At 66.1% G+C, this 13563-nt stretch carries 5 protein-coding genes; 2 read left to right on the top strand and 3 right to left on the bottom strand.

The features are described from left to right. The first annotated feature begins 229 nt into the window (after nucleotides 1–229). Entirely contained in the window at nucleotides 230–1609 is a 1380-nt protein-coding gene (locus tag G5C50_RS32560; RefSeq protein ID WP_165067753.1) for an RNA polymerase sigma factor, read from the top strand. 103 nt (nucleotides 1610–1712) lie between these two features. Continuing rightward, complete coding sequence (locus G5C50_RS08515; protein ID WP_240907016.1) at nucleotides 1713–3137, top strand: serine hydrolase domain-containing protein; 1425 nt, start codon at nucleotides 1713–1715, stop codon at nucleotides 3135–3137. Nucleotides 3138–3343: 206 nt separating this feature from the next. Here G5C50_RS08515 and G5C50_RS08510 read toward each other — a convergent pair whose 3' ends face one another. The 3 genes from G5C50_RS08510 to G5C50_RS08500 all read right to left on the bottom strand — a co-directional run bounded on the left by G5C50_RS08510 (nucleotide 3344) and on the right by G5C50_RS08500 (nucleotide 13523). After that, complete coding sequence (locus tag G5C50_RS08510) at nucleotides 3344–6850, bottom strand: protein kinase domain-containing protein (protein WP_165067749.1); 3507 nt, start codon at nucleotides 6848–6850, stop codon at nucleotides 3344–3346. A gap of 340 nt (nucleotides 6851–7190) precedes the next feature. Further along, nucleotides 7191–10334, bottom strand: coding sequence for a Calx-beta domain-containing protein (locus G5C50_RS08505; protein ID WP_165067747.1), 3144 nt, complete (start codon nucleotides 10332–10334; stop codon nucleotides 7191–7193). 234 nt (nucleotides 10335–10568) lie between these two features. Further along, nucleotides 10569–13523, bottom strand: coding sequence for a serine/threonine-protein kinase (locus tag G5C50_RS08500; protein ID WP_165067745.1), 2955 nt, complete (start codon nucleotides 13521–13523; stop codon nucleotides 10569–10571). Nucleotides 13524–13563: the final 40 nt, after the last annotated feature.

Raw genomic sequence — 13563 nt, 5'->3', positions numbered from 1 at the left:
TCGGGCCACCCCCGCCGACGCTCTTCCTCGGCGTCCAGGCTCGGATTCCGTCCAATCCGGGAATTCTACCAGATCCCCCGCCATACTCGAAGGCCGATCGAACTCGGTGTCCTTGCATGCTTGATAAATCTCGAGTCCTTGAGTTTCTGGAACCGATCGACGGGCTCGCGCCATTATCTTGTGAGGAATCTGGCGAGTCGGCCGGGCGAAGGGTGGGGGAGGGGGCGTCATGGCAGTGGGAAGACGCAACGAAGGGCGAGCCCAGCCGTTTCAGACGCTTCACCTGTTGGGCGTTGTGGGCGACCTGACCGACGGCCAACTGCTGGAACGGTATTCGACCGGGTCGGACGAGGCGTCGGAGTTGGCTTTCGCGGTGCTGGTGGAGCGACACGGGGCGATGGTCCGCCGGGCTTGTTTCGCGGTCCTCCGGAACGAGCACGAGGCGGAGGACGCTTCGCAGGCGGCCTTCCTGGTCCTGGCCCGGAAGGCGGGGACGCTGCGGGTGAGGGGATCGATTGGGCCCTGGCTGCATCGCGTCGCCTGGCAAACCGCGTCCGGCCTCCGAGCGACAGCCATCCGACGCCGTCGTAACGAACTTCGGCTCGCTGGCCGCGATATGGAGCCGGCCGTCTCGGTGGACCTCGACCGCGACGCCGCGATTCACGAGGAACTGGCCCGACTGCCGGAGCGGTATCGCGCGGCGGTGGTCCTCTGCGACCTGGAGGGGCGCACCCACTCCGAGACGGCTCGGCTGCTGGGCTGGCCGGTGGGGACCGTCAAGAGCCGCCAGGCGCGTGGCCGGCGGATGGTCCGCGACCGCCTGACTCGCCGGGGCGTGGGGCTGGCCGTCGCCGCGGCGGCCGTCGACACGATGGGCCGGGCTGTCGCCTCGACCCTGCCAACCTCGGTCGGCCTGGCGACGGGGCTCGGGGTCTCGCCGCACGTTTTGTCGCTCGCTCAGGGAGTTCTTCGCACCATGTTCTGGATCAAGATTCGATCCCTCGCCGCCGCCGTGGTCCTCGTCGGTTTGGCCGCCGGAAGTGCCGGCTCGTACGTCCGGGGGAGCCAGGAAGCAGCCGGGGCTGGCGAGGGTCAGGTCAAGACGACCATCCGTCCCGAGCCTTCCCGTCAAACTCCGTCTTCCCGGAAAGACCTCGTCGCCCAACGTTTTGCCGTGCGCAAGGCCGAGGCCCGTTACGAGATCGCCCGGCAGAACCGGGTTCTCGCTGAGATCAGCCTGGAGGAATTCGGAGTCAGCACGGAGAACAAGCTCGATAGAGCCACCGTCGAAGGCGAGATCAAACTTGCCGAGGACGACCTCGCACGGACCGCTGATCGCGCCGAATGGGCCAAGAAGATGTTCGAGAAGAAGTACATCTCCCAGGACCAGAAGCTCTCCGCGGATCTGAACCTCCATAAAGCCCAGCTTGCGCGGGAGGTGGCCGAAAGTAAGCGAAAGATCCTGGAGATCTTCGTGATCGATGGGGGCGAATCGCTCAGGAGCAACCTCGCGAAGGCTCGCGATGAGGAGAACTCCAGGCGAGCCGAGTTGGACCGTGAGAAGGCCAAGCAGGACGAACTGGAGCGAGGTGTCCGCCAGCCCGAGTAGACAAGATGCACGCCCCCCCTTCCAATACTTGGCCCTTCCCGATCGAATACCCCGGGTGTTGATCGCGACGACCCCTCGGCTCACTTCGATCAGGATGGATGCCATGAACAGGCGGACGATTGCCCCGGTTCTCCTCGCTTTCGCGTTGGCTTCGGTCGTCTCGTCGGCGGGAGCCCAGACTCCTGCGCCATCCGTATCGGTCGTCGAGAGCGTCGACGCGTATATGCGCGAGGCGATGGCCAAGCGGCACGTGCCGGGGGCTTCGGTGGCGGTCGTGAAGGACGGCAAGGTGTTGCTGTCGAAGGGGTACGGGCTGGCGAACGTCGAGCTGGGCGTCCCGGCCACGGATCAGACGGTCTATCAGCTCGCCTCGGTGACCAAGACGTTCACGGCGACGGCCGTCATGCTGCTGGTCGGCGACGGCAAGCTGAAGCTCGACGACAAGATTTCGGACCGGCTTAAGGACCTTCCCGCAGCCTGGAAGGACGTCACCGTCCGTCAGCTTCTCACCCACACGTCGGGCATCAAGAGTTACACGTCCGTCAAGGATTTCGACAAGATGACGCGGAAGGATTTCGCCCCTCGCGAGATCCTCGACCTGGTGGCGAAGGAGCCTCTGGAGTTCCCCTCGGGCGAGAAGTGGCAATACAGCAACACGGGCTACTTCCTGCTGGGCATGATCGTGGAACAGGCGTCCGGCAAGCCATTCGGCGAATTCCTGGCCGAGCGGATCTTCCGGCCTCTGGGCATGACCAAAACTCGCGTCAACGACCTTCGCGCCGTGATTCCAGGCCGGGCGCAGGGGTACGAATGGGACGGTAAGGAGTTGAAGAACGGCGAGTACGTCAGCCCGACTCAGCCGTTCTCCGCCGGGGCGTTGGTTTCGACCGTCGCCGATCTCGTGAAATGGGACGCCGCCCTGGCCGGCGGCAAGATCCTCGACGGCCCGACCCTGGAGAAGATGTGGAAGCCGACCCCGCTCAAGGAGGGCGAAGCCTCCTACGGATTCGGCTGGGGGGTGACGAAGGTCGCCGGCCATCGCGAGGTCGCCCACGGCGGCGGCATCCCGGGCTTCTCCACCGAGATCGCCCGATTCCTCGACGACCGGCTGACCATCATCGTTCTGACCAACCTCGAAGGGGGCCACGCCGGCGAGATGGCCCGCAAGATCGCTGGCCTGGTCGTCCCGGCGCTCGTCGAGAAGCCGCTGGAACCGATCGCCGACGCCGATGAGGCCGCCACCAAGCGACTCCGCGGCGTCCTCGAGGCCGCCGTCAAAGGCGAGGCCGATCCCGATCTCTTCGCCGAAGCCGCCAAGACGGCTCTCGTCCCCCGCATCAAGGAGACCGCCGGCAAGCTCCCCGACTTCGGCGCCTTGAAGGCTTTCCAACTCGTCGAGCGCAAAGAGGTCGGCGAGACTCTCCGCCTGCGCTACCGAGCGGCCTTCGCGAACGAGACTGTCCGGGCGTCGTTCGTCCTCGACAAGGCGGGCAAGGTCGCCGGCCTGATGATTCAGCCGGGGGAGTGACCGATGCGGAGGCGTGTGTTCAATTGACACGATGAGAGGGAGAAGAGAGACGTGCGTCGGCCTCGCATCACAGACCCACGACAACCAGGGGGAGAACTTACGTCAGCGGAGCTTCGTTCGCTCTTCACCGGCCAATGCGAAATCGGGGCGGCTGCGGCCCAGCGGGATGAGAAAGGAATCTGAAAAACGCTTCCGATCGAACAGGGTTAGGGCCGGCTGGACGAGGGTTCGACGGCGCCGGCAAGTCGTTGATTCGCACGCCAGAGCCTGACCTCGCCGTTGTGGCTGCACGAGGCGAGGACGTTGCCGTTGGGCTCGAACGCCAGATCGTTGATCTGGGCGGCATGGCCTCGGAGAGTCAGAAGTTCCTGGCCGGTGAGGACGTCCCAGACGCGAATCGATCGGCCCATGCCCGCCGCGGCCAGGGTTTGTCCGTCGGGTGAATAGGCCAGGGTCATGAGCCGGGTCGACTCGCAGTGAATCACGCGTTGGCGGTCACCCGTGGCCACGTCCCAAACGGCGATGTCGCCCCCTTCGTCGGCCGCGGCGAGCGTCGAACCATCAGGGGCGAAGGCGACGGCCGCATACTTCTCGAGACCGTGGGACGTCCGCGTCTCCCGGGCTGAGGCGACGTTCCACAGACGCACGGTCCTGTCGTTGCAAGCCGAGGCGAGAGTTCGGCCGTCCGGGCTGAAGACCACCTTGCGAATGACGTTGGCGTGCCCTGAGAGCGAGGCCAGCGGACGACCGGTCGCGGCTTCCCAGAGCCGGATCGTACGGTCGGCCCCGGCCGACGCGAGGATGCGGCCGTCCGGTGAGAAGGCGACCGAGCGGACCTTATCGGTGTGGCCGATCAGGGCACGGCGCAGGAGGCCGTTCTCGACGTCCCAGAGGCGGAGGTTCTTCGAGGGGTCGAGGCTCGCAGAGGCGAGGACGCGGCCGTCTGGCGAGAAGGCGAGGGCCGAGACCGTGCCGGGATCGGCGCGCCAACTCTTGAGGAGCCGCCCTGTCGCCGGATCCCAGAGCTTGATCGTGTCGTCGTTCTCGGTATCGTCGCTGCCGGAAGCCAGGACGCGGCCCTGGGGCGAGAAAGCGAGCGCCCACGCTTCGTCCCGGTGACCGTCGAGCCGCTCCGGCGCGACGTACCGCGCCCGCCCGAACCACCATCGCCACACCACATCGTCGCACTTCAGGAACAGCGATTCTCCATCCGGGGAGAAAACTTCGGAGAGCACCCGCGCCTGGCCCGGGTACGTCGCCAAATGACGCCCCGTGGCCGATTCCCAGACCGTGACCGGCCCGGGCTCGTTTCTACCGTCGAGGGGCGTCACGGCGACCTTCGAGGCATCCGGCGAGAAAAAGGCCAGGGCTCTTTGATAGCGTTCGGGATTCTCCAGCGGGATCTCGCGCCGTGGTTGCGGCGGCTCGTCCTTCAGGTTGATCAAGGACAGGCTCAGGGGAGGCTCCGACCGGGCCAGGAGCATTCCTCCGTCGCGGCTGAGCGCGTAGATCTCGATGAGCCGCGACCCCTCGCCGCGCACCACTCGACTCTGCTCTTCACCCGTCGCGGTATCTCGGATCACGATATATTGGTCGTTCTCAAGGCCGATTCGCCGGCCGTCCTCCGAGAGTACGGGGCTGCCATGATCGCGGGCTTCAGCCGACAGGGTCCAGCGGCGTTGAAACGTCTCGGTGTCGAAGACTGTGAACGAGCTGTCGTAAGGCTGCGACCCGACTGTTGCGTGATCGAGGGCGATGCGACCTATGAACTGGAACCGAAGCTCGTTGAGAAGGACCGGCCGGGCAGGTCGCGACGCGAAGTCGAAAAGCGTTGCCGTAACCGGGCCCTCTTCGGTCGCTCGCGAGACCAGGGCCAGCCGACGGCCCGACGATGAGAACGCAGATGGCCACATCCACGTGACATCGTAAGGGCCGACGCTCCCGACGCGATTCCCGGTCGATATCTCCCAGATCACGGTCTCGACGCGATTCGGCGACTCGACGGTCTCGACGTCCGCGAGCAGATAGCGACTGTCAGGGGAGAACGACAGATCCCTCACGAAACCCGACTTGCCGTCGATCGTGTTGAGAACCCGTCCCGACGTCAGATCCGTCAAGCGGATCATCCCCCGCAGATCGCCCGATGCGAGAAGCCGTCCGTCGGGCGAGATCCTTATCGGGCCGATGTCGGCCGGATGTTTCACGAAAGTCTCGACCGCACGGGCGGCGAGCAGGTGGAGGTAACGCCACCCGAAGTCGCTCGTCTTTCGCTCGCCCAACTCGTCTCGCAAAGAAGCGAGTCTTTCCTGGGCCCTCTCGACCTCTCCCTGTTCAATGATCTCCTGGACCTGGCGCAGGTTGAACGCATAGAAGTGCCTCTCGGACCGCCGTTGGTGTTCCTGGGCGCTGCGCTCGGCTCTCGTCGCTCGGACCGCCTGCCAGGCGCTCCCGACGGTGCCGGCGACCAGCGCCAGTCCCACCAGAGCGGCTGTGATCAACGTCGGTCGGTTCCGGCGGGCGTACTTCGTGAACTGATACCACGCCGATGGCGGGCGCGCGTCGACAGGCTCGTCGTTCAGGAACTTCATGACGTCGCGGGCGAAGTCGTTGGCCGTCTGGTAGCGACGTCGGCGATCCTTCTCCAGCGCCTTCATCACCATCCAGTCGAGATCGCCGCGGATGGTCCGATCCAGGCGGCGGGCTTCGGTCCGGCGATCGGCTGAGACGGATGTGAGGGTCTCGCCCAGCGAGCCGAGGCGGGTGCTCGGCTTCGGCGGGTCGTCTTCGCGGATGAGGCGGCGGAGTTCGTCGAAGGCCGCTTCGCGGAAGGTCGTGGCGTCGAAGGGGGTCGTGCCGGTGAGCAGTTCGTACAGCACCACGCCCAGGGAATAGACGTCGCTCCGCGTATCGACGTCCACGCCCGAGAGCCCGGCCTGCTCGGGGCTCATGTACATCGGCGTGCCGACGAACTGCGCGGCGGTGGTGGTGTAGACCGTCCTGCCGGTGAGACTCGCCTCGACGGCCTTGGCGATCCCAAAGTCGATGACCTTGGGCGTCGCGACTCCGTCGTGCAGCTTCACCAAAATGTTGGAGGGTTTCAGGTCGCGGTGGATCACCCCCTTCTGGTGGGCATGCTGCACGGCCCGGCAGACCAGCACGAACAGCTCCAGCCGCTCTGGGATGGTGAGCCGCTCCCGGTCGCAGTATTCCGTGATCGGCGGGCCGGGGACCAACTCCATGACGAAGTAGGGCCGCCCCTGCGCCGTGGCGCCGGCGTCGAAGACTCGGGCGATGTTGGGGTGATCCATCATCGCCAGGGCCTGACGCTCGATCTCGAATCGGGCGATGACCTGGCGGGTGTCCATCCCCGGCTTGACCACCTTCAGGGCGACCAGGCGGCGGATCGGATCGGACTGCTCGGCCGAGTACACGACCCCCATCCCCCCCTCGCCGATCGGCTCGACCAGTCGATACGGGCCGATGAGGTCGCCGGGCCCCTCTCCCGCGGCCGAGCGTTCCAGGCGAGCTGCACAGACGGGTTCGGCCAGAAAGCTCCCGTCCTGCTCGTGGACCCGCAGCAACCTCCCGACCCGGCGTCGCAACGCCGCGTCGCCCGCGCAGGCGTCCGCGAGATATGCGGCCCGCGCCTCGGGGTCGCCGATCCCTCGGGCCGTATGAAAGATCCCCTCCTCGTCGGGATGGCTCGTGTTCATCGACCGGACTCCGACGGCAGCTTCGACACCCTCCGGGAAGACCATGCGAAATCGGCGGCGAAACGACCCAACCCGCTTCCAAAAAATCGCGAAGCTCAGTCCCCGAACTCCTCCCCCTCGTCGCCGAGCATCGTCATACCCTCCCCACAAGGCGACAATAATGAAACAAAATAATCCGAATGGCGATGCTAAGATATCCGCTCTGCAGGCATTTATGATTCTCAGTGATTCAGAAGCCGGTAAGGGTCTGTCGTCGCCGATTCGAAACGAAGAAACCGCCCGGGGGGGCGCGACTCGCCCCGGACGGTTCGCTCGTTCCGACGAATCAACATGTCCGATGTCAGCCGACGAGGCCGGCCCGCGGCTTCTTGCGAGTCGAGAGGACGTCCGCGACGGCGATCGTCTGCGGCTGGGCGTCGGCCCAGGTCCAGAAGGGCGTGGAGGAGCCGGCCAGGTCGTCCAGGACGGCATCGTGGATCGCTGCGGTCTTCGCGACGGGCGTGCCGCCGGCGGCCGGAGGCGGGTCGGCGATCCCCTGTGGGTTGGTGTTGCCGGCCGCCAGCACGAAGCTCGTCGAAGGCGCCTGCGACCCCGACGTCCGGCTCGCCGCGCCGTCGAACTGGTAGACGTGATCGGTGCCGGCGTCGACGATCCAGATGTTGCTCACGTTCGAGGGGTCGATGGTGATCCCGGTCGGACTGGAGCCCGCGCCGGCGATCGTCCAGCTTCCGAGGAGCGACCCGGCCACCGTGTATTTGAAAACCTTGTAGGTCGAGGAGTCGTCGACCACCCAGAGGTTCACGCCGTCGGTCGTGACGTCCTTGGCGTTCGAGTTGGCGCTGTTGAGGCTGAAGCTGCTCGCGGCGGTTTGGCTCCCCGAGAGGCGGCTCGCCGCTCCGGTGTAACGGAAGACCTTGTCCTGTTTGGCGTCGACGATCCAGACGTCGGTCCCGTTGGTGGCGATCCCCTCGACGGCCGCGTTCACTGCCAGCGTCCCCGCCGTCCAGGAGCCGAGCAATCCGCCGCTCGTGTTGTAGACGTAGACGATCTTGTTGGCGTCGACCACCCACACCTTGTCCCCGGCCGCCGTGCTCGCCGCGCCTCGGGGGGCCGTATTGCCGCTGTTGAGGGTGTAGTTCTCGATCGAGTTGCCGGGAACGCCGTACTCGTACGTCCGATTGGCGGAGCCGTCGTCGACGACGTAGAACTTGGTCGCGTCGTCGTCGAGAATGGTCCCGATCCCCAGCCCGTCGGCGATCGTCCCGCCGACGGCGTTCGACAGGTTCACCGTGAACGTCTCGGTCGACTCGGCGACGGCGTCGTTCACGATCGGGACGCGGACGATCTTCTTCGTCTCGCCGGGCGCGAAGGTCACCGAGCCGGAGGCGGCCGTGAAGTCGCCGCTGGCGCTGGCGGTCCCGCTGGCCGTGGCGTAGTTCACCGTCACGGGCGAGGCGCTGGCGTTGCTCAGGGTGATCGCGAACGTGGCCGGGAACGGGGCGCTGAAACGGAGGATCTCCTCGAAGCCCCCGACCAGCAGGCTCCCGCCTGAGTCGAGTAAGAGCCCGATCGGCAGATTGAGCCCGTCGGCGTCGGCCGAGACCGAGGCCTCGATGAACGCGCCGGTCCCGGCGTTGTAGCGCAAGACCTCGTGAGTGTTCTGACTCGCCACGTAGAGGCTGCCGTTGGCGAAGAGGAGATCGCCGGGCGCGTCCAGGCCGCCCGAGTTCGCGGCGATGAACGCGGCGACGAACGCCCCCGTCGTCCCGTTGTACTTCAGCACGGAATCGGTGTCGGCGGAGGCGACGTACAGACTTCCGTCGGGACCGAACGTGAGAGACCGGGGGTTCGTCAACCCACCGCTGCCGGCCGCGACGAACACGCCCATGAACGCCCCGGTCGTTCCGTTGTACCGAAGGACCTGGTTGGTCCCGCTGCTGATGTAGAGGCTTCCGTCTGGTCCGAAGGTCATTCCTTTCGGCACGGACAGGCCGCCGCTTTCTGTGGGGATGAAGGTGTCGAGAAACGCGCCGGTGGCGGCGTCGTACCGCTGGACGCTGCTGCCGTTGCGCGAGGCGACGTACAGCTTACCGTCGGGCCGGAAGATCAGGCCCTGGACGGCCGGGCCGTTCATCCCGCCGCTCCCGGCGGTCACGAACGCGCCCATGAAGGCCCCGGTGGCGGCGTTGTAGCGCAAGACCTCGTTCGTGTTCAGGCTCCCGACGTAGAGGTTGCCGTCCGGGCCGATGGCCATCCCCGTCGAGCGGTTGAGGCCGCCGTTGGCCGACGCCGGGACGAGCGCCCCCAGGCTGCCGAAGCGTGTGTCCCCCTCGACGACGGAGACGTCGGCGATGGTAATCGATGCGTCGTCGTTGAGGATCGTGGCGACGCCGCCGCCGGCCGAATAGCCGGGAGTGGATGTGGAAAGGACGAGCCAGAAGGTTTCATCGGCCTCGGTGGCAGTATCGCCGTTCACCGTCACCTGGACGGTCTTCTGCGACTCGCCGTCCGCGAACACGACCTGGCCGGACGCCGACGCGAAGTCCGTCCCAGCCGTCGCCGTGCCGTTGCCCGTCGTCCAGTCGACGACGGCCTGGCCCGCAAGGCTGCCGACGCGGCGGATCGTGAAGGTCACGGGCGACGTGGTCGCCGCCGGCCCTTCCACGACCGTCGGGTAATCGGCGGCGAAGTAGTTCGCCGCGCGGATCTTGCCATCGACCCCGGCGCTGGAGATCCCCAGGATCTCTCCGGGGGTGAGGGTCCGGTTGTAGACCGACAATTCATCGATCAGCCCGTCGAACGGAAAGTTGTGCGGCGTGCTGGGATAACCGCCGTGGTTGCCGATGCCGATGCTTGGATTGCTCGCCGGGTCGAGATCGCGGAACGGCCGGATCGTGGTCGTCATCTGCGCCGCCAGCGACCCGTTCATGTAGAGCTTCATCGAACCGGTCGCGTCGTCGAGCGTCGCGGCGACGTGGATGAACTGACCGAGGGCGATGGGAGACTTGAGGGTGACTCCGGCGTTCGAGGCGTTCGTCACGAGGAAGCACAAGGTGCCATCCGGCTCGACGCTGAGCGAATACGGGTCCAGCCCTCCCCGGTCGTCGCCGCGGAAGAAGATCTCGCCGTGGCCGCTCGTGGGGAACGTGTCGACCTTGATCCAGCCTTCGATCGACATCGAGCCCGTCAGTTTCAAACTGTCGGAGTCGGCGAGTTGGACGCGATCATTCACGCCGTCGAGGCTGAACGCCTTCCCGACCTTCCCCGCGGCGTAGGTGGCGCCGCTGATCAGGCTGGCGTTGTTTACTCCTTTCAGGTCGGCCGCCGTGCCGTCGCCCGTCCACCAGCTCACCAGCCCGTCGGGAACGCCGACGGCCGTGAGCAACTCACGCGCTTCAAGCCGTTCCAAGCTCGTGCGGCGAGAGCGGGCGGGTCGGGATCGCCGGTTCAGGGAGCGGGGCCTGCGGGAGTTCGGGCTGCGCATCGGTCGGCTCCTCGGTGAAATGAGGCGTGCGAACGCTTCGTCTCGGGAAGCGAGCGGAGCTTCGTTCGCTCTTCACCGGCCAATGCGCAATCGGCGCGGGACCGACCTAACGGGGTGACAAAGAAATAAAAAACTTCAGAATGTGCCTCTGATCGAACCAGACTTTGCGCATGCAAGGACCGTCGGCCGACGGTCCTTGGCGCCGGGACGAAGGAGAACCTGAGACGGATTCGGTTACTCGGTGCAGGCTGGGAGAAGCGACCTCAGCCTCGCCTCGTTCTCACGGATGAGGCGACTGAGATCCGGCTCGGCGGCACGCCAATCTCCCGGCGATCGATTGTTGAAGGCCCGACACGCCCATTCCTGAGCCTGCTGGCGGTCTCCTCGTTCCAGATGGATCAGTGCCAGGAGCAACCAGTCGTAGTTCGAAGCGTACCCCTTGCGCATCTGGAGAGACCTGGTTTCCGCCGTGAGAGCGGCGTCGAGGTCTCCGCAACGGTACTCGGCCAGGGCGAGCCCCATCCAGAAGCCGGCTGCACGCGAATCGACCTGGATGGCTTCGCGGGCCAGATCGCGGGCGCGGACGGCGTCGCCCGGTTCGCCCCCCTGGAATGTGGCGTAGTCGACCGCCGCCGTGTAACAGTTCGAGGCGAGGCAGCGTCGATAAAAAGCCGATTCCGGGTGATCCTTCACCAGGTTTCGCATGTTCTCGCACGACTGATCGAACGCCTCGCGGGCCTCGGCGTTCCGACCATGCTGAGCGAGCAGCCGCCCCAGTTTCGACGTACAGACCGCCAGATCGCTCCGGTACAGGGGGACGGTGGGAAACTCGGCGATGAGACTCTCGACGACTTCGACCGAGCGGCTCAGCAGCGGCTCCGCCTCGTCATACTGCTGGAGCCACATGAGCTGCTCCGCAAGGAAATGCAGCGTGCCGCCTAGACTTCGTCGGACGGCATGCAGATTCGGGTCGTCGGCCGCCAGACGCTCCCAGATCGGCAAGGCGAGACGCAGTTCCTCGACGGCCTCTCTGGGCCGATGCCTGAAGCGATAGGTGTTGGCGAGACATTGATAGGCGGATCCTAAATTCGCTTGATTCAACGGATCCGAAGGATCTTCATTCACCTGGCGTCGAAACAGATCGATCGCCCGCCGAGCTCTGACCTCCGCATCGGCCAACCGCTCCTCTCGGCGGCACATCTCCGAGGCCAGATCCATCTCCGCCAGGGCCAGGCCTCGAAGGTAGCTCGAGTCTTCAGGATGTTCGGCGACCAGGCGATTGAGCATGCTGATGCCTTGAAGGGCGACCTGCTCGCACTCGTCGTCCCTTCCCGTCAACCAGAGCAGTTGGCTCAACGAGCGCAGGCTCATCGCCAATTCCCAGTGGTCCTCGGGCAGGCCCGGCGCTTCGGCCAGGGGCCTTTGAAGTGCGACGGCTTCGCGAAAGGTTCGCTCGGCGTCGGCGATCTCATCGATGGCCATGTGCGCCGAACCCATCGAGCAAAGGCTGTGGGCGAGTCCTCGGCGATGCTCGGGTTGTTCCGGCTGTTCATCGACAAGGCGACGCCAGGTGTCCAACGTCTTGCGAATCGCTTCCTTGGCCGCCGCATGCAGGCCGAGCCGGTGTCGGATCTGGCCGACGCGCTCGGCGGCCTTCGCGGCCTCAACCCGCACCCGAGGGTCGCCGGACTGCTCACGAGCGAATTCCTCGTAGAACGCCAGGGCCTTTTCCAGAAACTCGCGCTGGATCGGAGACAGGCTGCCTTCGCGCGTGAGCCAGCGCTCGGCGACCTGCGTGTACATGTCGTCCACGACGCGGCGGGCCCGGTCGCGCTGGCGATCGACCTCGGCGAGGCTTTCACGCACGCGAGTCAGGGCGGCGGCGGTCTTCTGTTCGGCTTTGATCGCCCGGACCGTCGTCGCAACGCTGGCCGCGAGGCCCAGCACGAGGGCGGCGGCGACGAGGGATACGGTGGTCAGGGCGGCGCGGTTGCGGCGGGCGTACTTCGTGAACCGATACCATGTCGACGGCGGCGACGCGTCGACGGGCTGATCGTTCAGGAACCGCATGACGTCGGCGGCGAAGTCGTTGGCCGTCTGGTAGCGGCGCCCGCGGTCCTTCTCCATCGCCTTCATCACGATCCAGTCGAGATCGCCGCGGATGGTCCGATCCAGGCGACGCGGATCGACCTGGCGGTCGGCCGACACCACGGTGAGCATCTCGCCCAGCGAGCCGAGGCGGGTGCTCAGCTTCGGCGGTTCTTCCTCGCGGATGAGGCGGCGGAGGTCGTCGAAGGCCGCTTCGCGGAAGGTCGTGGAGTCGAAGGGGGTCGTGCCGGTGAGCAGTTCGTACAGCACCACGCCCAGGGAATAGACGTCGCTCCGCGTATCGACGTCCACGCCCGCGAGCCCGGCCTGCTCGGGGCTCATGTACATCGGCGTGCCGACGAATTGAGTCGCGGTGGTGAAGAGCGTTTTATCGGTGAGGCTTCCTGCAACGGCCTTGGCGATCCCAAAGTCGATGACCTTGGGCGTCGCGACTCCGTCCTGCAGCGTCACCAGGATGTTGGACGGCTTGATGTCGCGGTGGATCACCCCCTTCTGGTGGGCGTGCTGCACGGCCCGGCAGACGAGGACGAACAGCTCCAGCCGCTCGGGAACGGACAGCCGCTCGCGGTCGCAATATTCGGTGATCGGCAGGCCGTGCACCAGCTCCATGACGAAGTAGGGCCGCCCCTGCGCCGTGGCGCCGGCGTCGAAGACTCGGGCGATGTTGGGGTGATCCATCATCGCCAGGGCCTGACGCTCGATCTCGAATCGGGCGATGACCTGCTTCGTATCCATTCCCGGCTTGACGATTTTCAGGGCGACCTGGCGGCGGACCGGCGCGGACTGCTCGGCCATGTAGACGACGCCCATCCCCCCCTCGCCGATCACATTCACAAGGCGGTACGGGCCGATGACCTCGCCGGAAGCGACGCCCGCCGATTGGGCAGGAGTCAAGGCGCAGGGCGGCTCGGCCAGAAAGCTCTCGTCGCTCTCGTAGACCCGCAGCAACCGCACGATTCGCCGTCGAAGCGTCGCGTCGTCCGCACAGGCTTCCATCAGATACGCAACCCGCGCCTCGGGGTCGTCGATCCGCCGGGCTGCATGGAAGATCGCTTCCTCGTCGAGACGGCTCGGGTTCATCGGTTGGGCTCCGACGGCCTCTTTCTACACCCTCCGAAAG

Source organism: Paludisphaera rhizosphaerae, from assembly GCF_011065895.1.
Classification (GTDB): Bacteria; Planctomycetota; Planctomycetia; order Isosphaerales; family Isosphaeraceae; genus Paludisphaera; species Paludisphaera rhizosphaerae.
The sequence above is the reverse complement of the archived record's forward strand: the minus strand, read 5'-3'. Positions and strand labels throughout refer to the sequence as shown.

Excerpts from the sequence above, each read along its gene's own strand:
- G5C50_RS08505 (WP_165067747.1), bottom strand. The coding sequence starts at position 10,334 with ATGCGCAGCCCGAACTCCCGCAGGCCCCGCTCCCTGAACCGGCGATCC.
- G5C50_RS08500 (WP_165067745.1), bottom strand. The coding sequence starts at position 13,523 with ATGAACCCGAGCCGTCTCGACGAGGAAGCGATCTTCCATGCAGCCCGG.
- G5C50_RS08515 (WP_240907016.1), top strand. The coding sequence starts at position 1,713 with ATGAACAGGCGGACGATTGCCCCGGTTCTCCTCGCTTTCGCGTTGGCT.
- G5C50_RS08510 (WP_165067749.1), bottom strand. The coding sequence starts at position 6,850 with ATGAACACGAGCCATCCCGACGAGGAGGGGATCTTTCATACGGCCCGA.
- G5C50_RS32560 (WP_165067753.1), top strand. The coding sequence starts at position 230 with ATGGCAGTGGGAAGACGCAACGAAGGGCGAGCCCAGCCGTTTCAGACG.